Origin of the sequence: Nonomuraea sp. NPDC049269 (genome assembly GCF_043197155.1) — a bacterium.
In the GTDB taxonomy this organism is placed as follows: domain Bacteria; phylum Actinomycetota; class Actinomycetes; order Streptosporangiales; family Streptosporangiaceae; genus Nonomuraea.
Genome location: NZ_JBICSO010000003.1, coordinates 516,299 through 539,051, shown reverse-complemented (window position 1 = coordinate 539,051; position 22,753 = coordinate 516,299). Strand labels below are relative to the sequence as shown.

The following is a 22,753-nucleotide window of genomic DNA, read 5'->3' as shown; positions in this document are numbered from 1 at the left end:
AGGCTCACGCAGGGTGCTTGACGAACATTTCGAAGTCGTTATGACCGTCGGAGAACGTGTACTCGTATTTCTCGTTGAACAGCTCGTGCCAATTGTTGTCGAGGTCCTGCGCCGAAATGACCTCCTTGATTATCCGCACGTTCTTCTGGCGCCCCGGCGGCGTGTTCGGAGTGGTCACCGTCAGCGTCAAGCTCGTGAGGTCCTTCCAGCGGAAGTGATGGGCCGGCTTCGGACCGGCCAGCAGGTGGACCGTGCTGTAGGTGCTTTGAAAATCACCGAATTTCTGCAGATGCTCTGGGTCGGAGTCGCAGCCGTTGGTGTTCGTCCTGATCAGCTTGGTCCAGGTATCGCTACCGGACGCATCCCGGTACCGTGCGGTCACCCACACGGGAATGCACTTGTTGGTGTTGGAGAGGTTGCCGACGTCGAACCACATGCTGAATGCCTTGAAGTCCTCGTCGCCGGCGGCCGACGCGGGTGCCGCGTTCATCGGAATGGCGATAAGTGACGCCCCCAGAAGCAGGGCGGCCGTCTTGCGAATCGAGCGAGTTTTCATGGTGGCCTCTCGTTTCTCTTTCCTGAGCTGCCCCTCCAGAATCACTCGTTCATCGCCGTGGACGGATCCCCAGATCTAGGGGGTGTTGGGAGCGAAAAGTCGCTGATGGCGTGACATGAGTTTCTTATCCGCCCCACTCGGGCCGGACCTCGCCGAGATTGTGTGGGGCGTCGATCAGGTGGTCCCGGGTGTCGGCGTAATGGCCCCGGTGGGTCGTGTTCCGGAGCACCTCGATCTCGGCGATCCAGCCGACCCGCCGTCCGGTTCTGGCGCGGACCAGGTCGCCTTCCGACAGGCGGGTCCACTTCTCTTCGGCCATGCCGTACGCCTTGAGTTCGTGGCTGCGGCCCTCGTCGATGGCGCACCAGTAGACGTACTTCGCGTTGTTGTCGTCGCCGCCCGATCGGCGGCTGCGCAGCCGTACGATCTGGCCCTCGATCCAGGTCTGGCCGGTCAGGTCGAGCAGGGCGCGGACGGCGGGCACGGCGGCGATCACGAGGCCCACGGCGAGGCCGCCCGGTTGGGTCAGGGCGCGCGGCCACAGGTCGAACGCCGACAGGACGACCAGCACGATCCACGTCCAGAATCCCGCGAAGAACCCGGCCGCCAGGCCACGGCCCACGGTGTGCAGCGGCGGCCTGCCCCAGATGAGCCGCGACGGGTAGCGCACGTCCACCGCGTGCCACATGCCGCCGTAGTCGGACCAGGCCCGGCGGTCGTCGGCGGGCACGCTCACCGGCAGGCTGCGGACCGCGCGTGGCGCGAGCCCGAGAGCGGCCGCGTACGCCAGGGGGCGGCCCCAGATGGTCACGCTCGCCGCGGGCTTGTCGGCGTAGCGGGCGTTCGACAGGGTCTCTCGTACGCCCAGCCAGTGCCCCGCCGCCTGGACGCCCAGGTCGGTGCCGCGCTCGCCGTTGAGCCGGCCGGCCAGGTAGACCAGCGCGCCGTAGGCGACGATGCCCGCGCCGATGCCGCCGTCGTGTTCGGGGTCGGCCACGGTGACCGCGACGGCGACCAGCGCGGCGGGCACCAGCGCGGACGCGAACAGCAGCGTCGCGTGCGCGCGGCTCCAGCGAGCCTGCGACAGTCCCCGCTGCCGGGCGTCGGCGATGACCTTCTTGCGGAAGCTCTTCCACCAGCGGCCCAGGTTGCGCGAACCTTCGGCCAGCGCGCCGGTGGCCACGACGCCGTCGCGTGCGAGCGACTGCACATGGTGGTAGACGAGCTGTTCGTACGGGTTCAGCCCCTCCGCGTGGCGTAGGCGTACCAGGGACAACTCCGGGCCGACCTCCTCGATCTGCACAACACCCCGCGCGGCGAGGTCGAGCAGCGTGGCGGAGGCGGCCTCATCGCACAGGCGCCAGTCACCGGTGATGAGGTCGACCACGGCGGGCGGCTCGTCCGTGAGCGGGGCGCCCGGCCGGCCGGGGGTGATGTCCGGGGTGCGGGTCGCGATCGCCAGCACCAGCAGGAGCAGCGCCCACAACGTCGCGGCGGCGGCCGCGACGGCGAACCAGACGGTCATCAGAACCGCACCTGTACGGGCCCGCGCTCCTCGCCGGGTGCCTGGAAGTACTCGCGGGCGGTGAACCCGCTCATGCCCGCGACGAGGTTGGCCGGGACGGTCTGGATCGCGTTGCTGTAGGTGAGGACGGCGTCGTTGTAGTACTGGCGGGAGTAGGCGATCCGGTTCTCGGTGGTGGCCAGCTCCTCCTGGAGTTCGGCGAAGTTCTGGCTGGCCTTGAGGTCGGGGTAGGACTCGGTGACCGCGAACAGGGTCTTCAGCGCGCCGGTCAGCGCGTTCTCGGCGCCGGCCATCTCAGCGGGGGTGTGCGCGTCGAGGGCCTGCGCGCGGGCGGCCGTGACGGCGGTGAGCGTCTGCCGCTCGTGGCCGGCGTAGCCGCGGACGACCTCCACGAGGTTGGGCACCAGATCGTGGCGGCGCTTGAGCTGCACGTCGACCTGGGCCCAGGCGTTCTCGACGGCGTTGCGCTTGTGTACTAATCCGTTGTAGATCGAGATGAAGAGGAGGGCGCCCAGTAGGACGAGAACGGCGAAAACGCTGCCGAAGACGATCATCGCTAGGGTCTCCCTGACGTGTCACTGCGCATGCTCCATGTGAACAAATCAGGCTTGCAACCGGCTGTACATCACGCGAAGAGCGCGCGCCCCCAGTAATCGCCCGCGTCACGCATCCCCGGCGGGCACGCCCACAGCCCGCTCGAGATGTGCTTGATGTACTCGTTGAGGCTGTCGGTCTTGGCCAGGCGCATCTGCACCGGCACGAACTGCTTGCGCGGATCCCGCTGGTAGGCGATGAAGAACAGCCCGGCGTCGAGGCGGCCGAGCCCGTCGGAGCCGTCCACGAAGTTGTAGCCCCTGCGCAGCAGGTGCGCGCCGCCGTTGGTGGTGGGGTGAGCCAGCCTGACGTGGGCGTCGTCCTTGATCAGCGGCTGGCCGTCCGCGCCCTTGGCCGCGAAGTCCGGCGTGTCGAACTCCGCCTTCTTGCCCATCGGGGCGCCCACGCCCTTGTCGCGGCCGAAGATCGCCTCCTGCTCGCCCAGCGACGTCCTGTCCCAGGTCTCGACCATCATGCGGATCTTCCTGGTGACCATGTAGCTGCCGCCGGTCATCCAGGCGGGGCCGTCCTGGGCGCCCACCCACAGCTGCTGGCGCAGCAGCTCGACGTCCTCCAGCTTGAGGTTGTTGGTGCCGTCCTTGAAGCCCATCAGGTTGCGCGGCGTCGCCTGGGCGCGCGAGGTGGAGGACGTACGGCCGAAGCCGAGCTGGGACCAGCGGACCGACACCTTGCCGAAGCCGATCCTGGCCAGGTTGCGGATGGCGTGCACGGCCACCTGGGGATCGTGCGCGCACGCCTGCACGCAGATGTCGCCACCGGATATTTCCGGAATGAGCTGTTCGCCAGGGAATTTAGGTAGATCGGCGAGAGCCGCTGGGCGCTTGCTCGCCAGCCCGAAGCGGTCGTCGAAGAGCGACGGCCCGAAGCCGATCGTCAGCGTCAGCCCGGAGGCGGGCAGGCCGAGCGCCTCGCCCGTGTCGTCGGGCGCGGCCTCGGGGACTCCGCCCAGTGTGCCGAACGTGCCCGCCTCCTTGCCCTGCACCAGCCTGGCGGCGGCGGCCGTCCACTCCTGCATCAGTTCGACCAGCTCGGCCCGCTTGTCGGTGGTCACGTCGAAGGAGACGAAGTGCAGCCGGTCCTGGGCGGGGGTGACGATGCCCGCCTGGTGTTCGCCGTAGAAGGAGACGGGATCGGAGATCGAGGCCGCGTGCGCGACCGTCGGCTCCTCGACCAGCGCGCGCGTGACCACGGCCCCGGCGCCGACGGCCGCCGCCCCCGCCGCGCCCAGGCCGAACAGCTTCCTGCGGCTCATGCGATCGCTCATGGTCTTGCCTTCCTGCTTCCTGATGGCCGGGGCCCTACTTCGTGATGGCCGGGGCGATCTTGCTGATCGGCTCGGCCAGCGCGTTGATCGCGTCCGACAGCGCCTTCAGCTCGGCCTTGGACAGCTCGTTGTGCAGCTGCCAGCCGTCGCCCTTCTGGTGCTTGCCCAGCGCGGCCTCGGCCGCGGCGAACTTCTCGTCCAGCGTCTTGACCAGGTCGGGCGCGCGCTCCTCCAGCACGGGACGGAGCGCCTGTACGGCGGCCTTGGAGCCCTGGAGGTTGGCGTCGAAGTCCCACAGGTCGGTGTGCGACCAGGTGTCCTCCTCGCCGGTGATCTTGCCGGTGGCCACCTCGTCGAGCAGCTCCTTGGCGCCGTTGGCCAGGTTGAGCGGGGTCAGCTCGGCGGCGTTCGACTTCGCCACGATGGTCTTGACGTCGGCGATCAGCTTGTCGGCCACCGGGCCGTCCTTGCTGATGTCCTTGGTGATCCAGAGATCCTTCTCGATCTTGTGGAAGCCGGTCCACTTCTCACCGGCCGCCAGGTCGGCCTCGCGGGCGTCGATCGCCGGGTCGAGGTCGCCGAAGATCTCCGCGACCGGCTCGATCCGCTCCCAGTACGTACGCGAGATCGGGAAGAGCTCCTTGGCCTTGGCGCTGTCGCCCGCCTTGACCGCGTCGACGAACTCCTGCGTCTTGACCAGCAGCGTGTCGCTCTGCGTCTTGATGTAGCGCTTGTAGCTGGCGGTGGCCTCGGCCAGCTTGGCGTCGGAGCTGAGCGCCTTGTGCTCGCCCGTCACCTTGAGCGCGTTACGCAGGCCCTTGCCCACCATGCCGGGCTTGCAGGCCGTCTCGTACGCCCCGGCGGGCAGCTCGGCGATGACTTCGCGGGTCAGGCCAGGCACGATGTTCTCCACCTCGGCCATGACGCGGTCGCCCGGCGCGTAGACGTAGAACTCGGTGACCTTGGTGCCGCCGTTGGTGATCGTGAACGTACTGGTGCCCGCGGGCACCTCGGAGGCGGCGACCTTGCACTCGGTGTCAGAGGCGGCAACGCTGATCTTCCCCGGTTTGGCCGGTGCGGCGGAGCCGGGCGTGGCCGGTGTTCCCGAACTGCACGCGGCCAGGGAGAGCGCACCGAACACCAGGGCGAGGCCGCGGGTGGTGGAGTTAAGCATGATGCTCCTGTTCAGGCCGAGCTGGTGGTGGTGGTTGCCGGTGCGGGGGTGCGCTGGGGGCGCAGGAAGAGGAAGAGGGTGGGCACGAGGTAGAGGACCCAGGCCAGGGCCTCCAGCACGGACGGCTGCGGCGTGATGTTGAGCATTCCGGCGAGCAGCGCGCCCCACCAGGAGTCGGCGGGCAGGATCGCGCTGATGTCGAAGGCGTAGGTGCTCAGGCCCGGCAGGATGTTGGCCTCCTGCAGGTCGTGCACGCCGTACTTGAAGATGCCGGCGGCAACGAGGATCAGCAGCAGGCCCGTCCAGGTGAAGAACTTGGTGAGGTTGATCTTCAGGGCACTGCGGTAGATGCCCCAGCCGATCACCACCGAGGTGAGCAGCCCCAGGCTGATGCCGATGAGCGGCGTCGCGGTGGTGGTGGCGCCCTGGACGGAGGCGAAGAACAGCAGCGCCGTCTCCAGCCCCTCGCGGGCCACGGCCAGGAAGGCCATCACGACCACGGCGAGCGAGCCCATCTGGAGCGCGTCCGTGAGCTTGCCCCGCAGCTCTTTGGAGAGCGCGCGGGCCGTGCGGCGCATCCAGAAGATCATCCAGGTGACGAACACCACGGCCAGCAGCGAGGTGATCGCGTCGAAGAGCTCCTGTCCCGTGTGGTCCAGGTGGGCGGCCGTGAACGTCAGCAGCGCGCCGAAGCCGATGGACAGGGCGAGAGCGGCCACGACGCCGGTCCACACCTGTGGCAGCTTGTCCTTGCGGTCACTTTTGACCAGGAAGGCGATCAGGACCGAGACGACGAGTGTCGCCTCCAGTCCCTCCCGCAGTCCTATGAGATAGCTGGCGAACACCGGTGCTCCCGCGCTGTAGGAAAGGCTTACCTAAATTAGGGCAGGTGGAGCCTACCTAATGCAAGCGCGACGTTGGACAAAAGGTGATGCTCTTCACCTTCTTGCCCGTGAGGCGACGCTGTATAGGCTGTGCTGGTGGTCCATGGAGGGTGGGGCGGTGGGCGATTACTGGCGGTCAGCGACCTCCATGTGGCCTTCCCCGACAACAGAGCCGTCGTCGAGAAGCTGTTGCCGTCTTCGGACGACGACTGGCTGCTGATCGCGGGAGACGTCGCTGAGCGGTTCGCCGACATCGAATGGGCGCTGAAGCTGCTCAAGAGCCGGTTCTCCACGGTCGTCTGGGCGCCGGGGAACCACGAGCTGTGGACGCCGCGTGAGGATCCGGTCCAGTTGCGGGGGGAGTACCGCTACCTCGGCCTGGTGGAGATGTGCCGGAGCCTCGGCGTGCTGACGCCGGAGGACCCTTACCCGATCTGGAGCGGGCCCGGCGGTCCGGTGACCGTCGCGCCGCTGTTCCTGCTGTACGACTACACCTTCGGCGCGAACGGTCAGGGCAAGCGGCTGGCGCTGGAGCGGGCACACGAGGCGGGCGTCGTCTGCACGGACGAGTACCTGCTGCACCCGGACCCTTACCCGACGCGCGACGCCTGGTGCCGGGCGCGGCTCGCGGAGACCCGGCGCCGCCTCGACGCGCGCGATCCGCGCCTGCCGACCGTCCTCGTCAACCACTATCCGCTCGTCCGCGAGCCGACTCTGATCCTGCGGCACCCGGAGTTCGCCCTGTGGTGCGGGACCGAGGCGACCGCCGACTGGCACCGGCTCTATGACGCGGCCGTGGTCGTCTACGGACACCTGCACATCCCTCGCACGACGTACCACGACGGTGTGCGCTTCGAAGAGGTCTCTCTGGGCTACCCGCGCGAGTGGGGCCCGCGCAAACGCACCGGCGGCCCGGTCAGGACCATACTTCCAGCTCCGGAGTGAAGATGATCGAGCAGATCCTCCCCGCGACGGTCGAGGCGTACGACACCTTCGAAGATCCGCCCGGGACGATGCTCTTCCCGGAGGAGGAACTGCTGATCAAGCGGGCCGTCGAGAAGCGGCGCAGGGAGTTCACGACGGCGCGGCTGTGCGCCCGCAAGGCGATGGAGCGCCTGGGCATGGCGCCGGTGCCCGTGCTGTCGGGGCTGCGCGGCGAGCCGCTGTGGCCGCTGGGCGTCATCGGAAGCATCACCCACTGCGCCGGCTACCGGGCCGCCGCGCTCGCCCAGGCCGTGGGGACGATCGGCATCGACGGCGAGCCCAACGAGCCGCTCGCCGAAGGCGTCGTGGAGGCCGTCTCGCTGCCGCAGGAGCGCGAGATGCTCCGCCGCCTCGCCGCCGAGCATCCGGCGGTGTGCTGGGACCGGCTGCTGTTCAGCGCCAAGGAGACGGTGTACAAAGCGTGGTTCCCGCTGGCGGAGCGGTGGCTCGACTTCCAGGACGCGAGGATCTCGGTGGACCCGGTACGGCGCACATTCAGCGCGCACCTGCTGGTTCTCGGGCCCCGCTGGCAGGGGCGGCGGCTGGGCGGCTTCAACGGCCGGTGGATGACCGGCAACGGCCTGATCTTGACCGCCATCGCCGTCATGGCCCCGGAGGCGGCCGCCGTCCACAACTGAGCTCACAACCCTTAATTTCCTACCAAATGTGTGGGATAATGAATCGCATGAGCTTGGATCGGACGCGCTCATCGAGCGAGCGTGCTGAGACACCGCTGATCGCCGCCATCATGGCCGGCCGCTGGATTCGGTCCGCGGCCGTCGACGACGAGCGCGGCCGGCACTGGCGGGCCAACCCCGACCCCCGAGGCAGGTCGGCCCTCGCTCCCGAACCGGCCTCGCTCTACGCGGGGGCGGCGGGCATCGTGCTGTTCTTCCTGGAGCTCGCCGCCGCGACGGGCCACGAGGCGTACCTGGAGGACGCCCGCGCGGGCGCCGGCTATCTCGCCGAGACGTGGGGGAAGCAGACCAGCCTGTCGCTCTATCACGGCCTGTCCGGCACCGTGGTCGCGCTCGCCGAGGCCGGCTGGGTGCTCGGGGACGGCCGGTTCGAGGAGGCCGCCGTGGCCGCCGCCGACCGGATCGTCCGCTCCGCCCGCCCCCTCGACGGTGGCCCCGGTTGGTCGCGGGACCCCGCGCAGAGCGGCGACGGCGGCGTGGTGCTCGGCCTGCTGCACGCGTCCTCGATGCTCGGCGTACCCGCCTACCTGGACCTCGCTGTCGAGGCGGGCGCCCGCATCGCCCGCCTGGCCGTTCCCGGCCACCGGTTCGGCCCGCTCGACGACGGGTGTCCGCCGGCCGGGCAGACCTGGTCCGGCGGGGGGAGCCTGGAGGACGGGGAGACCTGGGCCGGTGACGCCGCAGACCTGCTGGGAGTGTCTGGCGACGTGGCCGGTGGCCGGGCCGATCTGCCGGTCGACGCCGTCACGCCGGGCTTCCTGTCCGGCACGGCGGGCACGGCGTTCCTGCTCGCCCGCCTGTACGGCATCACCGGCGACCCGCTCTTCCTCGACGCGGCCCGCCGAGGGGCCGGCTTCGTCCGGATGGTCAGCGTCGTGGCCGGGCGGTGCGCCGCCGTGCCGCACCACGTGCCGCAGGGCCGGGGGCTGCACTACCTGGGCTTCTGCTCGGGCTCGGCCGGGGTGGCGCGGCTGTTCTACGAGCTGTACCGGGTCACGGGCGAGGCCGACGACCTGGCCTGGTGCGAGCGGCTGGCGCACGGCATCGTGGAGAGCGGCGTCCCGCACCGGCGCACCCCCGGGTTCTGGAACGTCTCCTGCCAGTGCTGTGGCACGGCCGGGCTGGTGGAGCTGTTCGTCGGGCTGTGGGCGGCGACGGGGCGCAAGTCGTACCTGGACTTCGCCGGTGTGCTGGCCGAGCACCTGATCGGGCGCGCGGTCGACCACGACGGGCGAGGACTGCGGTGGTACCAGGCGTATCGGCGGCTGCGCCCCGGCGAGGTGTCGGCGGACACGGGCTACATGGTCGGCGCGGCGGGCATCGGCGCGGCGCTCCTGCACCTGGACGCGGCCCTGCAGGGCGACCAGGCACGCCGCGTGATCCTGCTCCCGGATAACCCGTTCCCGGCCATCCCCGTCCCCGCGCACCGCCTGAACAAGGGCAACGACCCGGCATAGCCCGGCCCTCCCGGACCTCCCGCCCGGACCTCGCGCCTGGCCCTCTCCCTCCCGGCCTCCCCGCCCTTCCGGACCTGACCGCCCGCATGGAACGGGCGGCCTGACCGGGCCGGTGATCGCCTGCGGGGGTGGGCGGGTGATCGCCTGCGGGGTCGCGTGGGGCGGGATGGCGGGGGATGGCGCGGGGTCGCGTGGGCGGGGGTCAGGTTGCGGAGGCCAGGGGTGCGACCGCGCGCAGCCGCTCGAAGTTGGCGACGTACTGGCGGTACAGGCCCGGGTCGGTGAGGCGCAGCAGGGTCTCGTCGTTGCGGCGGAGCGAGGTCTCGATGTAGTTGTGGCTGCCCGTCAGCACCACGTGGGCGTGGGCGTCCTCGACGAGCAGGTATTTGGAGTGGATCCGGCCGGGCAGCGCGTCACCGGTGCCCAGGGTACGCAGCTCGATCCGGGGCTCGGCCAGCAGCAGCTGCTTGACCTCGTCGTCCATGATGCCGTAGACGATCTTGACCGAGCAGCCCTGGGCGGCCAGCGCGCGCAGCCTCTGGGGGATGGCGATGCGGTAGGTGTCCCATTCCGACATGCCGACGCGGATCTTCGTACCGGGGGTGCAGCGGACCCTGGCGAGGTTCTCGGCGACGGTGTCGGTGGTGGCGTCCGTGCCGGCGCGGGGGAAGAACCAGACCTGTCCGGAGGGGGTCCTGGTGATGCGGTAGTAGTCCGGGTTCTTCCGCTCGGCCGCCAGATCCTGGAAGTAGCTGTCATACGCCCGGTACAACTGCTTGTCGCCGGGGAGGACGACCGCGTTGTTCCAGTACGTCGAGGAGTTCAGGTCGGTGAGGTTGGCCGACGACTGCACCACCACGTCGGAGGCGCCGCCGGTCCGCGAGAACAGGTAGAACTTGTTGTGCTGGCCCTTGCTGCCGATGCAGGCCGCCGTGCCGCCCGACGGCGGGCCGGTGCAGACGTGCAGCCAGGAGCCGGCGGAGATGTCCGTGCCGAGCGCGGCCGCCAGCTGGGACGCCACGGTCGCGCCGCGCGAGTCGCCGTCCAGGACGACCCGCACCTCGACCCCGCGCTGGTGGGCCTTGATCAGCTCGCCAGCGAAGTCGGTGCCCGCCTGGCCGGACATGACGAAGTGGGCGACCTGGATCCGGGCGCCGGCCGGGGTCTGGTGGATCAGGCCGCAGAGGCGCCGGACGATGGCGGTCGGGTCGCCTCCCACGGGGTCGTTGAAGACCGCGCCCTTGGTGACCGGCGCGTCCGGCGCGTCCGCGCAGGTGGTGGGGCTGGCCGAGGCCGGGCTGCCTTCGGCCACGACCGCGCTGGCCGGGCCGCCCCCCGCCAGTGTGGCCGTGAGGACGGCGGCCCCCATCAGAGCGGACAGGAATCGGTTCGGCATCGATCGCTCCTTCACGAGGCGGACGGAGCCGAGCCGTCCGCCGGTGGGATTCGTCAGAACGGGTCGGTCTCGGGGAAATGGCAGGCCACGGGGTGGTCGGTGCCGCGGTCGAGCAGCACCGGCTCCTCGTCCCGGCATCGATCCTGGGCCAGCCGGCAGCGGGTCCGGAAACGACAGCCTGACGGCGGGTTCAACGGCGAGGGAACATCTCCGCTCAGGACGATCTCCTGCCGCCCGCCGTCCCGCCAGTCGTCCAGGCTCGGCGCCGCCGACAGCAGAGCCCGCGTGTACGGGTGCGACGGCCGCAGATAGACGCTCTCCTTCGCACCCATCTCGACGATCTTGCCCAGGTACATCACCGCGACCCGGTGGCAGATGTGGTGGACGACCCCCAGATCGTGGGAGATGAACAGATACGCGACCCCCAGGTCACGCCGCAGCTCTTCGAGCAGGTTCAGGATCTGCGCGCGGACCGACACGTCCAGCGCGGACACGGCCTCGTCGCAGACGATCAGCCGGGGGCGGACGGCCAGCGCACGGGCGATGCTGATGCGCTGCCGCTGCCCTCCGGAGAACTGGTGCGGATACCTGCCGGCGTGCTCAGGACGCAGGCCGACGCGGTCCAGCAGGCTCCGCACCTCCTCGTCCCACCGATCCTGCGGCACGATCCCCGGATGGATCCGCCACGCCTCCTTGATCAGGGCGGCGACGGTCATCCGCGGGTTGAGCGAGGCGTACGGGTCCTGGAAGACCAACTGGATGTCCTGGCGGAGCCTGCGCAGCTCCTTGGCCGGCAGGGTGGCCAGGTCGCGGCCCTCGAACAGGACCTGGCCGCTGGACGGGCGTACCAGGCCGACGATGGTCCTGGCGATCGTGGACTTGCCGCAGCCGGACTCGCCGACCAGGCCCACGGTCTCCCCGGCCCGTACGTCGAGGCTCACGCCGGCCACGGCGCGCACCTCGGCGCCGGCACGGCCGAGCCCGCCGCGCAGGCGGTAGGTGGTGACCAGATCGACCAGCTCCAGCAGGGGCGGGCCGTCGTCGTCCCGGGTGCGGGACTCAGCGAGCGCCGGTGTGGACACCCGCGATCACCTCCTCGGCGAAGTGGCAGGCGCTGGCCCGGCCCGGGGCGACCTCGCGCGGTTCGGGCTCGGCTTCCCGGCACCTGTCACGGGCGAACAGGCAGCGGGGGTGGAAGGAGCAGCCGGCGGGCGGCGCGGTCGGATCGGGCGGCTGGCCGTCGATCGCCACCAGCGGGCCGCCGCCGTCGCGCACCGCGGGCACCGCGCGCATCAGGCCCAGCGTGTACGGGTGCGCGGGATGTTCGTACACCTCGGCCACGGTGCCCACCTCGGCGATCCGGCCCGCGTACATCACCGCCACCCGGTCGGCCGCCCGCGCGACCACCCCGAGATCGTGGCTGATGAGGATCATGCCCAGCCGGTCGGCCCGCTGGCGCTGCCGCAGCAGCCGCAGGATCTGCGCCTGGACGGTGACGTCGAGGGCGGTGGTGGGTTCGTCCGCGATGAGCAGGCGGGGGTCGAGGGCCAGCGCGATCGCGATCATGACCCGCTGGCGCATGCCGCCGGAGAACCGGTGCGGATGGTCGTCCAGGCGCCGCGCGGCGTCCGGGATGCCCACCTGGACCATGAGCTCCGTGGCCCGGCGCCGGGACTCCGCCCGGCCGAGCCCCCGGTGCCTGCGGAACATCTCGGCGATCTGGTAGCCCACGGTCAGCGACGGGTTCAGCGCGCTCAGCGGATCCTGGAAGATCATCGCGATGCGTTCGCCGCGCAGCTTCTGCCACTCCCGGTCGGAGAGCCCGGTGATGTCGCGGCCCTCGATCGTGACGTGGCCTCCGGTGACGCGGGCCCGGGGTGGCACCAGCCCCAGCAGGGCCTGCGCCGTCACGCTCTTGCCGCTGCCGGACTCGCCGACGATCGCCAGCGTCTCGCCCTCGCCGACCTGGAAGGACACTCCCCGGACGGCCCGGAGCGGCCCCTTCGGCGTGTCGAACTCCACGGCCAGGTCGGCGACGTCCAGCAGCGGGGTCACGTCTCGCGTCATCGTCACAGCTCCGTCATCGGGTCGGAGGCGTCGCGGAGCAGGTCACCGAGGATGCCGATGCTGACCACCACCAGCGCCAGTGCGGCGCCGGGCGCCGCCGCGATCCACCACGCCGAGGCCAGGTAGTCGCGGCCCTGGGCGATCGTCGATCCCCAGGAGGCCTGGGAGGGTGGAACGCCGAGGCCGAGGAAGCTCAGTGAGGCCTCGGCGACCATGGTCAGGCCAATCTGCACGGTAGCCGCCACCAGCAGCGGCGGCAGGCACGACGGCAGGATGTAGTGGATCAGGATCCGCCCGTGCGAGGCGCCCATCACCCGGGCCGAGTCCACGAACTCCCGGTCGCGGACCGCGAGCGCCGAGCCCCGCACCACCCTGGCGAAGATCACCCAGCGGGTCACCGCGAGGGCGATGATCACGTTCGTCATGCTCGGGCCCAGCACACCGGCCAGCATGATGGCGAGCAGCAGGCTGGGGAAGGCGAGCTGGATGTCGCCGAGCCGGGAGATGACCCCGTCGGCCCAGCCGCCGAAGTAGCCCGCCAGCAGCCCCATCAGCAGGCCGACCGAGCCGGCGACGACCACGGTGACCAGGGCCACGGTCAGCGAGGTACGCATCCCCGCCAGCACCGCGGCCAGAATGTCCTGGCCGACCTGGTTGGTGCCGAGCCAGGCGACGGCGCCGTCGGACAGCCGGGTCCCGGGCGGCAGCAGCCGGTCGGGCGGGCTGGTGGTGGCGGCGTCGAAGGGCACCAGCAGCGGCCCCAGCACTCCCGCCACCACGAACAGCAGCACCATCCCGAGGGCGAAGTGAGCGCGCGGCGGCAGTCCGGCCAGCCGCCGGAGCTTCAGCGGCATCATGCGTTCTCCAACTGGATCCTGGGGTCGAGGTAGCCGTAGAGCACGTCGACCAGCAGGTTGAGCGTGATGTAGCAGACCGTGATCACGGTCAGGACGGCCTCGACGACGGCGTAGTCGCGGAAGGTGATGGAGTCCACGAGCAGCCTGCCGATCCCGGGCCAGGCGAAGACCACTTCGACGATGACGCCGTTGGCGATGAAGTTGCCCATGAGCAGGCCCAGCATGGTCACCACCGGGACCAGGGTGTTGCGCAGGACGTGGATGTAGAACACGACGCTGTCGCTCATTCCCTTGGCGCGGGCTGTACGGACGTAGTCCTGGTTCATCTCCTCCAGCACGCCCGTCCGCACCAGGCGGCCCAGCCAGCCGACGAACGGGAGCGCGAGTGTGAAGGCGGGCAGGAGGAGGCTCGCCATCGTGCCGTCGGCCGTGCTGGGCAGGATCTGCAGCCCCCGAGCGAAGATCAGCGAGAGCATGATGCCGATCCAGAAGGGCGGCAGCGCCTGGCCGACCAGCGACGACACCGAGATCAGGCGGTCGGCCGCCGAGTTCGCGTGCCGGGCCGCGTAGGAGCCGGCGAGGAAGCCCAGCACCACGGTGAACACCATGGCCCAGGCGGACAGGACCAGGGTCGGTCCCAGCCGTTCCAGGCAGGCGTCGAGAGCGCTCATGCCCTGCCGCCACGATTGGCCGAAGTCGAGGCGCAGGAGACCCTGGAGGTGGTGCAGGTACTGGACCGGCAGCGGGTCGTCGAGCCCTAACTGGGCACGGAGCCCGGCGAGCTGCTCCGGCGTCGCCTGGCTGCCCAGGATCAGCTCGGCGGGATCGCCGGGCAGCACCCGGAGAGCGACGAAGACGATGGTGATGGCGCCCCAGATCTGGAGCAGCGCCTGGGCCAGCCGGCGCCCGACGAAGCCGGTCATCTGCCGCCCCCGCTCGACGCCCGCTCCACCAGCCGGGGCGGGAAGAGGATCTTCTCCGGTGGCCCCTCCGCCGGCGGCCGCGTCAGCCGCCGGAGCATGTGGTCCACGGCGGACACGGCGACCTCCGCCGCGGGCAGCTCCACCGTGGTGAGGGAGGGGATCACGTACGGCGCGAACGGATGGCCGCCGTAGCCGACCACCAGCACGTCCTCCGGAATCCGGAGACCGGCCTCGTCGGCCACCCGGTAGACGCCGAGCGCGAAATAGTCGTTGCCCGCCACGAAGGCCATCGGGCGGTGCGCCGTGCGGAGCACGTCCTTGGCCAGCCGGTACGCCTCGCCCGGATCCCACGGCATGGCGCTCTGCTCCAGCCGCCTGGTCGGCACCTTGATCACGGTGTCCGGCTCCACGGGCAGCCCGCTCTCGGCCATGGCCCGCCGGTAGCCGGCCACCCGGTCGGTCACCGACGAGACGCCCAGGTCCTCCTCCAGGAAGCAGATCTTCCTGACGCCCCGCGCGATGGCGTGACTGGCCGCCTGGTAGCCGCCCAGGACGTGGTCGACGCCCACCAGATCGGTGTTCAGCTCGGGAACGTCCCGGCTGATCAGCACGAGCGGGACCCCGGCGGCCCGGAACCGGCGCCAGTGCTCGGCGCCTTCCTGCACCGTCACCACGAGCACCCCGTCGACGCCGCGGCGCAGCAGCTCCTCGGCCGCGCGCCGCTCGTTGTCCAGGCTCTCCTCCGTCGCCATGAGCAGCAGCGAATAGCCGTGCTTGCGGCAGTGCTGCTCCATGCCGCTGATGAGCTGCGCGTAGAACGGGTTGGACGGATTGGTGATCACCATGCCCAAGGTGCTCGCGGAGCCCAGCACCAGCGAGCGAGCCGTGACGTTGGGCACGTAGCCGAGCCGCTCCGCCTCGGCCTTGACGCGGTTCCTGGTCTCCACGCCGACGCTGTCCTTGTCGGCGAGCGCGCGCGAGACGGTGTTGACCGACACGCCGAGGCTCTCGGCGATGTCCTTCAGGGTCGTCCGGTGTCCCTCAGGCATGGTGTCCCCAGACTCGATGGAGGCGCACGGGCATCACTGCGCGGTCGACACCGTGCGGAACTCGGGCTGGCTGTTGGCCGCCGGGCTGAAGCCCTTGACCGTGGAACGCAGTCCGTACGTGCTGGACAGTGCCGCCGGGAAGACGCCGACCGCGTCCCGCCAGATGATCTCGCACGCCTGGGCGTAGAGCGACTCGCGCTTCTCCTGGTCGGCGGTCGAGCGGGCCTGGGCGAGGAGGCCGTCGAGCTCCTTGTTCGCGTAACCCATGCGGTTGGCCGTGCTGGTGTAGAGGCGGCCCAGGGTGTAGTCGGCGTCGCCGGTGGTCACCGTGTTCACCTGGAGCTCGATGTCCCAGTCGAGGGCGGTCAGCCGCTTGATCCAGGCCGCCTTCTCGATCTGCTGCTGCTCCACGATGACGCCCACCTTGGCCCAGGCCGAGATGAGCGACTGCGCCAGCTCGGTGGCCAGCGGGCCGGTGTCCTTGAACCACATCATCGAGGTGCGGATGCCCCCGGAGTAGCCGGCCTCGGCCAGCTCCCGCTTGGCGAGCTCCGGGTCGTACGCGTACGGCTGCTGGCTCGCGTGGCCGAAGACCGCGGCCGGGATCGGGGCGTCCATGACCGTTGCCGCGTCCCCGTACAGGCTCGCCACAATGCCCTTGATGTCGAGCGCCTGGTAGAGCGCGCGGCGGACCCGCGCGTCCGAGAACGGCTTGCGGCCGCAGTTGAACCAGGCGAGGAAGTAGTTCACGCCCGGCTTGCTCTCGATGCGCACGCCGTCCACACCGGCCAGCCGCTTCAGCTCGTCCGGCGGGATGATCCAGGTGACGTCCACCTCGCCGTTCTGCAGCGAGGTCATCCGGGTCGAGGTCTCCGGGATGTACGGCAGGCGCAGGCCGGGCAGTGTGGCGGCGCCGCCCCAGTAGTTCTTGACCGGCTTGAGCAGGAGCTGGGAGGACGGAGTGAACGACTCGACGGCGAAGGGGCCGCTGCCGATCGGCTTGCGGAAGAAGTCGGCCCGGCCGAGCTGGGCGGCGGGCAGGATGAAGGCGAGCGTCAGGTTCGTCGGCAGGGTGCCGAGGGGCTCGGTGGTGGTGATCCTGATGGTGTGCGGGTCGGGTGCTTCGACGGTGTCGATCGCGGTCCACAGCGGCTTCTGCGGGCCGTCGGACTTGGCCAGCCGCTCCAGCGACGCCTTCACGTCGGCCGAGGTCAGCTTGCTGCCGTCGTGGAAGGTGACGTCGTCGCGGAGGGCGAACTCCCAGGTCTTGTCGTCGGGCTGCGTCCACGACCTGGCCAGCTTCGGGGCCAGCTCATCCCCGGTCCGGGTGACGAGGGTGTCGTAGATCTGCCGGTTGGCCAGCAGTGACGCCTCGTCCACCGCGCTCGCGCCGTGCGGGTCCAGGTCGTTGATCGGCTGGTTGAACGCGGCGCTGAGCGGGCGGTCCTTCGCGGACCCCGATCCGGCTCCGGCGCCGCCGGGAGCACAGCCCGCGACCAGCCCGGGAAGGGAGACGCCGGCGACCCCGGCTCCGAGGAGGGTCAGGAACCGGCGCCTGTCCACCCCGTCCATTGCTGCCATGTCGGTTGCTCCCGTCAGCTCTTCAGAGCCAGGTAGATCAGGATCTTCGTTCGGGGATCGCCCCCGTCGAGGTGGGCCCGTAGCCGCAGCCAGTGGCCGAACTCCCGCACCCGCCAGCTCACCAGGCCGGCCTCGGTGACCACCTGCGCGGGGGTCTCGTCGTCGTCGCACCAGTGCAGCCCGTCGGGGGAGACCTGGGTCACCAGGCGCAGCTCGCCCTCCAGCGCCAGGGTCCGGACGAACCAGCGTGCCTCCGTCGCCCAGCCGGCCTCGTACGGTTCGGTGGCGAAGCCGGCGGTGAAAGTGGTGTTCCGCTCCAGGACCGCGGTAAGAGCATGCTTCATGCCGACGTCACCAATCCACGGAAATCAGTGCGGAATCGAGGAAGAGAAAATTGCGGACCGGAGAATGGGTGCGCACGCTCACATAGAAGTTGAGCAGGTTCTCCAGTCCCTCGTATTTGTCCGGATACTGCGGAACGGGGATCTGGCGCATGTCCATGACCCGGTCATTGACCTGGAGCTCGATATTCGTTCGGGTGCGCGTGTCGAACTGCCAGCGCAGATAATGCCAATTCACCTTGGTCGGGACCTCGTTGTAGCAGAGGTACTGCGGCTCCTCGTCGAAGGCGTGCCAGTCGGCGGGGTCCGGTGCGGTGAAGTCCTCGGTGGGGGACAGGTTCTCCTGGTTGTGCAGGTTGTCCCTGGGCGTCGGCTCGGGCACCACCGGGTAGACCCAGCGCCGGGTGAGCCGGTTGTCCAGGTCGGTGTTCTGGTAGCGGGCGACGCAGTGGTAGCGGATGCCGTCGCCGTCGCACAGGTCCGTGGCCACCGTGAACGCGCCGAACTGAGCCTCCGACGGGTGCAGGTTGCCGTCCCAGACCACCTCGCCGAAGGTGTCACCGAGCGACGACTCCGCGGTCGCCGCCTCCGTCTTGTAGGTGAAGTACGTCTCGAACTGAATGACTCCGCGCTGGGCCATGGTCAGCCGGCGGATCGCGACGGCGGTGTGACCGGCCACCGGCCTGGTCGCCACCTTCAGCGCGTAGTTGCCGCTCATCGCGCCGTGGGTGCCGATGTCGAAGAAATCGCACGAGCTGAGCTGCGGCGGCCGGAAGTCGCGCATGTGGACGTCGACCTTGTCGAGATTCCCGTAGCCGTCGTGATTGCCGATGAGTTCGCACCAGCCGTGCGTTCCGGTGGTGAACTCGTCGAAGGCGAGTATGCGGGGGAGGGGGTTGAACTTCGAAAGTTTAGGGTCCGCCGCGATCAATGCGCGACGCAGGTCCCCGGCCGGATCATGAATCGTCTCCACGTCCAGGACGCCCTTCCATAGACGATCTTCGCCGCCAGGATGAACGTTCACGTGAACGTTAATCCTAGGTTTCGAGGAAACTAACTTGTCGCATCAGCGGATGTCAAGGGATGTTCGCGACAGAACCGGACATCTGGGCGTGCCCTTGTCTGGGCTGTAAGTGACTTGTAAGTCAGATGTGAGCCTTGAGGCATACGTTCGATTCGCAGCACACAGACGAACATCTGAACGGAGCGCAGCATGCGGCCGAGGACCAAGAGCGTCCGTATCACCTGAGCGTGAGGTGACCACATAGCCGGTGGAGGCCGGAAGGCGCAGGTCCGGTCTCCACCTCATGCGTCAGCACGACCTGCGTAGACAGATCTTTCCAGCTTATTTGAAGCATCCATCCAGATATGTCACGTCTGCATACAGTACGACCCGTGGGGGCTCCGGTAACCAGAACGAACGTGTGGAGCGAGCTACGAGTGACCTCCGCTCCTCAACTGTCCGTGTCGATCTCTCCGAACCTGACCGCTCTCGCCGTGATCGCCGACGCGCTGGCGGGCCGCCGGCGCGGCCTGCCCGAGCTGTGGCGGCGCGCGGTCCAGGCGAGGGTGAGCCCGCTGGGACGCGAGGCGGTACTTCCGCTCGCCGCGCCCGGCTACTCCGTCGTGCCCGACAGCGTCGCGCCGATCACTCCAATGGACGACATGTCCGTGTCGGCCCAGGTGAGCGCGCTGAGCGACATTCCGCCCGAGTCATTGATCAAGGACCTGGAGCAGGCGTTCGGCGACGGCGCGCTGCCAACGCACTGGAGGGCCGCCGCCGAACGGCCCGGCCGCTGGCTGCGCGGGTACGCCACCGCGCTCAACGACGTCTGGCACACCACCGAGCCGCTCTGGCAGCGGGCGCGGCCACTGCTCGACCGGGAGATCGAGCGCGTCGGCATCGCCTCCGTACGCGGCGGCCCCGAGCTGCTGCTGGGCTCACTGAACGACCGCATCCAGTACGGCGAGCGCGGCCTGCTGATCGCCGACATCGAAGCCAGCACGTACGAGCTGGGCAACCGGCGGATCATCCTGGTGCCGATGCTGGCGGGCAAGGACGCCGTGATCGTCAGCCTGGATCACCCCGACGCGGTGTGGATCGCCTACCCCGTGCCCGGCGCCGAGTCGCTGTGGCGCCGCCCGGTCGCGCCCGACGTGGACGAGCTCTCCGCCCTGGTCGGCCCGGTGCGCGCCGAGTTGCTCTGCCAGCTGGACCAGCCCATGACGATGAGCATGCTGTCCTCCAACGTCAAGATCGCGCCCAGCGGGATCACCTATCACTGCGACCGGCTGCACGCCGCGCGGCTGATCAGCAGGGAGCGCCGTGGCCGCGAGGTCTGGATCGCCCGCACCGACCGGGCCGAGGAACTGCTGTCGCTGTTCCGGCGCTGAGAGGGAGGGTTGTTGTGGTCATGAAATATCACCGTGAAGCGCTCGACGGGTGCGGGACGGCGGCGAAGGACGCGTCCGGTGCCTTCGCCGAGGTCGCCGGGTCGGTGTCCGGCGCGGCGATCGACCAGGCCGCCTTCGGCGGGCTCGCGAACTCCGGAGCGCTGGCCGCCGCGGTGAGCGCGCTCAAGGACGCCGCCGGGACCACCTCGCGAACGCTCGGCGACCATCTCCTGGCCGTGGAGCGAGCCCTGGATGCCGTGGAACGGACGTTCACCGGCGCCGACGGGGCCGCGGTGCACCGGTGAGTGGGCATCGACGGGGCCGCGGTGTGCCGGTGAGCGGGCGTCGATGGGGTTGCGGTGCCTCGGTGGGCGGCATCGATGAGGTCGTGGTGCGGCGATGAGCGCGGTGCGGCCATGAGCGGCATCGAGGACGCGCGGGGCGCCCCCGGCGGCGCCGAGCTGGCCACGCTGGCCGCGACGCTGGTGGGCGACCCGGGCGCGGCCGGCCGCGTCGCCGAGGTGTGGCGGACGGCGGCCGACACCAGCAGAGGGCAGACCGCCGCGGTCAGGGCGGCCGTCGGCGACCTGGACGCCGCCTGGCAGGGCGCGAGCGCCGACGCGTTCGTCACGTACATGGACCGGGCCGGCCAGATCGGCGACACCCTGCAAGGCGTGCTGTCGCAGTGCGCCACGCATCTCGCCACCGCCGCCGAGGCCCTGCGGACGGCCGAGTCCCAGGCGAACGGGATCTGCCAGAACTACGCCGCCGCCGTACGCGACTTCCAGGCCGGAAACCCGCAGGCCACACAGGACCAGATCCTGAGCGGCGTGCGGTCGCTGGCCGGTGACGCCCGCAAGCAGCTGGAGGAGCAGCGGACGAACGCGAACAACGCCCTGGGCACGGCCGCCGCCGGCATCCAGGGCCTGCTGGGCGGCCTGGGCAGATCCACCGGGAACTGGCCGGAGCCGGACACGGAACCCTTCGCCCCCGGCTCCGGTAAGTCCCTGGACTGGACCCCGTCACGGCAACAAGCCGAAAACCGCACCTCCCTCGCTCAGGGAGAGAGCCTGCCCGGTTTCGGGGGGTACGGGCCGAGCGGACCGCCCCCGGCAGGCGGCGGACCGGCCCCGCAGGGCCAGGTGGCCGACTGGATCTCACAGGCCGTCAACGTCCTCAAGGCGCAGGGCTACCCGGTCGAGAAGATGAACGCGAACGACATCTGGACCATCATCCGGCACGAGTCGGGCGGCAACCCGAACGCGATCAACAACTGGGACTCCAACGCCGCCAAGGGCACGCCGTCCAAGGGGCTCATGCAGACGATCGACCCCACGTTCGACCGGTGGAAGCTACCGGGCCACGGGAACATCTACGACCCCGTCGACAACATCATCGCCGGGGTCCGCTACGCCATCGAGCGCTACGGCTCGGTCTCCAACGTGCCCGGCGTCGTCGGCACGAAGACCGGCGGAGCCTACCGGGGCTACTGAGCCGGTGCGTCGCCGGTCACCGGCTTGGCGGCGCGCGCCGGGTCCAGCACCGGCCCCTCGGGGATGAGCTGCAGCACGTTGGCGGGCACCGGGGTGGCGCGCTTGGCGTCGTAACCCAGCTTGCCCAGCACGTCCGCGTTCGGCACGGCGTAGCGGCGCCCCTCGTCCGTCACCAGGTAGTACGACTGCACCGCGTCGAGCTGGCCGTCGCCGGGCAGGACACCGGCCACGATCGCCCGGCCCGGCGGCAGCCGTACGAGATCCGTGGCGTCGCCGTGGGGCGCGGGCAGTGTGCCGCCGGACATCAGCCGGGCGCGGGCCGAGCCCTTGTCCGCGTCGGCGTAGACCGCGCAGAGCGGGCTCGCCGGGTCGTAGGCGGTCATCTTCGGCATCGACGCGGGCAGGCCGTCGGCCGGGATCTTGGTGCGGGAGCGCGGGGCCGCGTTGGCCGTCGCCGCGTCGATCCTGATCTCGGCGGTCGTGCCGCTGTCGTACGCCGCCGGGTCGCTCAGCAGCAGCGTCGCCTGCGTGCGGGTGATGGGGGCCAGGCCGTCGGCCGCCTGCACGTACCAGCGCGGCTCGCCGCCCGCGACGGCCGTGGCCCGGAAGACCTGGCCCACGGCGGCCTTCTCGCCACCGGGCCCGGTGACCGGGCGGCCCCGCCCCTCGATCGCGGGCGCGGCCAGGTCCGGCCCTTCCGGCAGCGCGTTGAGCCAGGCCACGGGGACCGCCGCCGGGTCGGTGCCGCTCAGGCCGCGCGCGATCCCGGCGGGCACACGCATCCGGGCGCCGTGCCAGATCGCCCAGGTCTGCCCGCCGACGTCCACGAGCATCGCGCTGTCCTCGGCGAGCGGCCGGTCGCCTGCCTGCCGTCCGGCGATCAGCGTCACGTACGGCACGCGCCCCGTGTCGCTCTCGCGCTCCTGGACGCAGACCGACCAGGGGCCGCCCGCGAGCCGCTGGGCGGACGGCAGCGAGTCGGGCGCCCCCGGGATGCCGACGGGCGTGCCGCGCTCGTACGAGCTCAGCGCCTCCCTGGCGACCACCCGCTCGGTGATCTGCGGCGAGTCGAGGACGAGCCGGGCCGAGGCGTAGTTGGCGACCGGGATCAGCCGGCGTTGCGGCTGGCTGTAGACGTAGCGGGCGCCGGTCTCGCGTTCGATGATCAGCGTGCCCGGGTCCTGCAGCGCTTTCGTCCCGCTGGGACGGATCAGGCCCAGGACCGCGAACCCGACGCCCAGCAGCACGGCGACCATCGCGCCGGCCATGAAGCCGATGTTCTGCCGTCGTAGCGGCCACTCGGGCTGGTTCGGCTGGGCGCGCATCAGGGCCAGGCCGATGCGCTGGACCGTGAGCCGGTATGCCTGGTAGAGGTCGCGCTGGCTGTGCACGCCTCACCTCCCCGGAATTCGCCCGGCCCAATTTATCCAGATAAAAACGACCAGAGCGTGATACTTCAACAGTTCTGTAATGGTGGTCCTGAGCGCCAACCCCC

Annotated in this window: 22 protein-coding genes; 6 read left to right on the top strand and 16 right to left on the bottom strand. The window is 70.3% G+C overall.

Annotated features, from left to right (window positions below):
• Positions 1-4: 4 nt before the first annotated feature.
• The 6 genes from ACGFNP_RS20200 to efeU all read right to left on the bottom strand — a co-directional run bounded on the left by ACGFNP_RS20200 (position 5) and on the right by efeU (position 5,979).
• Entirely contained in the window at positions 5-556 is a 552-nt protein-coding gene (locus ACGFNP_RS20200; RefSeq protein WP_358316414.1) for a hypothetical protein, read from the bottom strand.
• A 124-nt stretch (positions 557-680) separates the two neighbouring features.
• Positions 681-2,081: a DUF2207 family protein gene (locus ACGFNP_RS20195; protein ID WP_393320538.1), complete on the bottom strand. Its 1,401-nt coding sequence runs from the start codon at positions 2,079-2,081 to the stop codon at positions 681-683.
• Positions 2,081-2,635, bottom strand: coding sequence for a LemA family protein (locus tag ACGFNP_RS20190; protein WP_393320535.1), 555 nt, complete (start codon positions 2,633-2,635; stop codon positions 2,081-2,083). Before ACGFNP_RS20190 ends, ACGFNP_RS20195 begins: the two co-directional genes overlap by 1 nt.
• Positions 2,636-2,706: 71 nt before the next feature.
• Complete coding sequence (gene efeB, locus ACGFNP_RS20185; RefSeq protein ID WP_358316423.1) at positions 2,707-3,960, bottom strand: iron uptake transporter deferrochelatase/peroxidase subunit; 1,254 nt, start codon at positions 3,958-3,960, stop codon at positions 2,707-2,709.
• Positions 3,961-3,994: 34 nt separating this feature from the next.
• Positions 3,995-5,134: an iron uptake system protein EfeO gene (gene efeO / locus ACGFNP_RS20180; RefSeq protein WP_358316426.1), complete on the bottom strand. Its 1,140-nt coding sequence runs from the start codon at positions 5,132-5,134 to the stop codon at positions 3,995-3,997.
• Between the two features lie 11 nt (positions 5,135-5,145).
• Positions 5,146-5,979 carry an iron uptake transporter permease EfeU gene (gene efeU, locus ACGFNP_RS20175; protein ID WP_358316429.1) on the bottom strand — a complete coding sequence of 278 codons (834 nt, stop codon included), beginning with the start codon at positions 5,977-5,979 and terminating at the stop codon, positions 5,146-5,148.
• A 135-nt stretch (positions 5,980-6,114) separates the two neighbouring features.
• Here efeU and ACGFNP_RS20170 point away from each other — a divergent pair, with 135 nt between their 5' ends.
• The 3 genes from ACGFNP_RS20170 to ACGFNP_RS20160 are packed head-to-tail and all read left to right on the top strand — an operon-like array spanning position 6,115 to position 9,157.
• Complete coding sequence (locus ACGFNP_RS20170; RefSeq protein ID WP_393320530.1) at positions 6,115-6,963, top strand: metallophosphoesterase family protein; 849 nt, start codon at positions 6,115-6,117, stop codon at positions 6,961-6,963.
• A 2-nt stretch (positions 6,964-6,965) separates the two neighbouring features.
• Entirely contained in the window at positions 6,966-7,640 is a 675-nt protein-coding gene (locus ACGFNP_RS20165; protein WP_393320527.1) for a 4'-phosphopantetheinyl transferase, read from the top strand.
• A 47-nt stretch (positions 7,641-7,687) separates the two neighbouring features.
• A complete protein-coding gene (locus tag ACGFNP_RS20160) occupies positions 7,688-9,157 on the top strand; it encodes a lanthionine synthetase LanC family protein (RefSeq protein WP_393320524.1) in 1,470 nt (489 codons plus the stop codon).
• Between the two features lie 202 nt (positions 9,158-9,359).
• Here the strand turns inward: ACGFNP_RS20160 and ACGFNP_RS20155 are convergent, their stop codons facing one another.
• From ACGFNP_RS20155 to ACGFNP_RS20115, 9 genes are read right to left on the bottom strand one after another with little or no spacing between them, the layout of a single operon-like run.
• Positions 9,360-10,553 carry a phospholipase D-like domain-containing protein gene (locus ACGFNP_RS20155; protein ID WP_358316441.1) on the bottom strand — a complete coding sequence of 398 codons (1,194 nt, stop codon included), beginning with the start codon at positions 10,551-10,553 and terminating at the stop codon, positions 9,360-9,362.
• A gap of 53 nt (positions 10,554-10,606) precedes the next feature.
• Positions 10,607-11,635: an ABC transporter ATP-binding protein gene (locus ACGFNP_RS20150; RefSeq protein ID WP_393320521.1), complete on the bottom strand. Its 1,029-nt coding sequence runs from the start codon at positions 11,633-11,635 to the stop codon at positions 10,607-10,609.
• Positions 11,613-12,620 carry an ABC transporter ATP-binding protein gene (locus ACGFNP_RS20145; RefSeq protein ID WP_393320518.1) on the bottom strand — a complete coding sequence of 336 codons (1,008 nt, stop codon included), beginning with the start codon at positions 12,618-12,620 and terminating at the stop codon, positions 11,613-11,615. Before ACGFNP_RS20145 ends, ACGFNP_RS20150 begins: the two co-directional genes overlap by 23 nt.
• A gap of 2 nt (positions 12,621-12,622) precedes the next feature.
• Positions 12,623-13,477 carry an ABC transporter permease gene (locus ACGFNP_RS20140; protein WP_393320515.1) on the bottom strand — a complete coding sequence of 285 codons (855 nt, stop codon included), beginning with the start codon at positions 13,475-13,477 and terminating at the stop codon, positions 12,623-12,625.
• Positions 13,474-14,400: an ABC transporter permease gene (locus ACGFNP_RS20135; protein WP_358316452.1), complete on the bottom strand. Its 927-nt coding sequence runs from the start codon at positions 14,398-14,400 to the stop codon at positions 13,474-13,476. Before ACGFNP_RS20135 ends, ACGFNP_RS20140 begins: the two co-directional genes overlap by 4 nt.
• The gene (locus tag ACGFNP_RS20130; RefSeq protein WP_358316456.1) at positions 14,397-15,449 is read right to left on the bottom strand and encodes a LacI family DNA-binding transcriptional regulator; all 1,053 of its coding nucleotides are present in this window, start codon (positions 15,447-15,449) and stop codon (positions 14,397-14,399) included. The genes ACGFNP_RS20135 and ACGFNP_RS20130 overlap by 4 nt, the downstream gene beginning before the upstream one ends.
• A gap of 33 nt (positions 15,450-15,482) precedes the next feature.
• Positions 15,483-17,030 (bottom strand): ABC transporter substrate-binding protein, encoded by a 1,548-nt coding sequence (locus tag ACGFNP_RS20125; protein WP_393320511.1) that lies wholly within the window; start codon positions 17,028-17,030, stop codon positions 15,483-15,485.
• Between the two features lie 14 nt (positions 17,031-17,044).
• Positions 17,045-17,374, bottom strand: coding sequence for a hypothetical protein (locus ACGFNP_RS20120; protein ID WP_358316463.1), 330 nt, complete (start codon positions 17,372-17,374; stop codon positions 17,045-17,047).
• A 7-nt stretch (positions 17,375-17,381) separates the two neighbouring features.
• A complete protein-coding gene (locus ACGFNP_RS20115) occupies positions 17,382-18,395 on the bottom strand; it encodes a DUF6772 family protein (RefSeq protein WP_393320508.1) in 1,014 nt (337 codons plus the stop codon).
• Between the two features lie 371 nt (positions 18,396-18,766).
• Between ACGFNP_RS20115 and ACGFNP_RS20110 the strand changes: the two genes are divergently transcribed.
• The 3 genes from ACGFNP_RS20110 to ACGFNP_RS20100 all read left to right on the top strand — a co-directional run bounded on the left by ACGFNP_RS20110 (position 18,767) and on the right by ACGFNP_RS20100 (position 21,258).
• Entirely contained in the window at positions 18,767-19,765 is a 999-nt protein-coding gene (locus ACGFNP_RS20110; RefSeq protein ID WP_358316468.1) for a winged helix-turn-helix domain-containing protein, read from the top strand.
• Positions 19,766-19,785: 20 nt separating this feature from the next.
• Entirely contained in the window at positions 19,786-20,070 is a 285-nt protein-coding gene (locus ACGFNP_RS20105) for a hypothetical protein (RefSeq protein WP_358316470.1), read from the top strand.
• A gap of 111 nt (positions 20,071-20,181) precedes the next feature.
• On the top strand, positions 20,182-21,258 hold the full coding sequence (locus ACGFNP_RS20100) for a transglycosylase SLT domain-containing protein (protein WP_393320503.1): 1,077 nt from the start codon (positions 20,182-20,184) through the stop codon (positions 21,256-21,258).
• Here ACGFNP_RS20100 and eccB read toward each other — a convergent pair.
• Positions 21,252-22,649: a type VII secretion protein EccB gene (eccB, locus tag ACGFNP_RS20095; RefSeq protein WP_393320500.1), complete on the bottom strand. Its 1,398-nt coding sequence runs from the start codon at positions 22,647-22,649 to the stop codon at positions 21,252-21,254. The genes ACGFNP_RS20100 and eccB overlap by 7 nt on opposite strands.
• Positions 22,650-22,753: the final 104 nt, after the last annotated feature.

Bases quoted from the DNA above. Each gene is read 5' to 3' on its own strand.
- ACGFNP_RS20200 (WP_358316414.1), bottom strand. From the start codon at position 556: ATGAAAACTCGCTCGATTCGCAAGACGGCCGCCCTGCTTCTGGGGGCG.
- ACGFNP_RS20195 (WP_393320538.1), bottom strand. From the start codon at position 2,081: ATGACCGTCTGGTTCGCCGTCGCGGCCGCCGCCGCGACGTTGTGGGCG.
- ACGFNP_RS20190 (WP_393320535.1), bottom strand. From the start codon at position 2,635: ATGATCGTCTTCGGCAGCGTTTTCGCCGTTCTCGTCCTACTGGGCGCC.
- efeB (WP_358316423.1), bottom strand. From the start codon at position 3,960: ATGAGCGATCGCATGAGCCGCAGGAAGCTGTTCGGCCTGGGCGCGGCG.
- efeO (WP_358316426.1), bottom strand. From the start codon at position 5,134: ATGCTTAACTCCACCACCCGCGGCCTCGCCCTGGTGTTCGGTGCGCTC.
- ACGFNP_RS20165 (WP_393320527.1), top strand. From the start codon at position 6,966: ATGATCGAGCAGATCCTCCCCGCGACGGTCGAGGCGTACGACACCTTC.
- ACGFNP_RS20160 (WP_393320524.1), top strand. From the start codon at position 7,688: ATGAGCTTGGATCGGACGCGCTCATCGAGCGAGCGTGCTGAGACACCG.
- ACGFNP_RS20155 (WP_358316441.1), bottom strand. From the start codon at position 10,553: ATGCCGAACCGATTCCTGTCCGCTCTGATGGGGGCCGCCGTCCTCACG.
- ACGFNP_RS20145 (WP_393320518.1), bottom strand. From the start codon at position 12,620: ATGACGCGAGACGTGACCCCGCTGCTGGACGTCGCCGACCTGGCCGTG.
- ACGFNP_RS20140 (WP_393320515.1), bottom strand. From the start codon at position 13,477: ATGATGCCGCTGAAGCTCCGGCGGCTGGCCGGACTGCCGCCGCGCGCT.
- ACGFNP_RS20135 (WP_358316452.1), bottom strand. From the start codon at position 14,400: ATGACCGGCTTCGTCGGGCGCCGGCTGGCCCAGGCGCTGCTCCAGATC.
- ACGFNP_RS20130 (WP_358316456.1), bottom strand. From the start codon at position 15,449: ATGCCTGAGGGACACCGGACGACCCTGAAGGACATCGCCGAGAGCCTC.
- ACGFNP_RS20125 (WP_393320511.1), bottom strand. From the start codon at position 17,030: ATGGCAGCAATGGACGGGGTGGACAGGCGCCGGTTCCTGACCCTCCTC.
- ACGFNP_RS20120 (WP_358316463.1), bottom strand. From the start codon at position 17,374: ATGAAGCATGCTCTTACCGCGGTCCTGGAGCGGAACACCACTTTCACC.
- ACGFNP_RS20105 (WP_358316470.1), top strand. From the start codon at position 19,786: ATGAAATATCACCGTGAAGCGCTCGACGGGTGCGGGACGGCGGCGAAG.
- ACGFNP_RS20100 (WP_393320503.1), top strand. From the start codon at position 20,182: ATGAGCGGCATCGAGGACGCGCGGGGCGCCCCCGGCGGCGCCGAGCTG.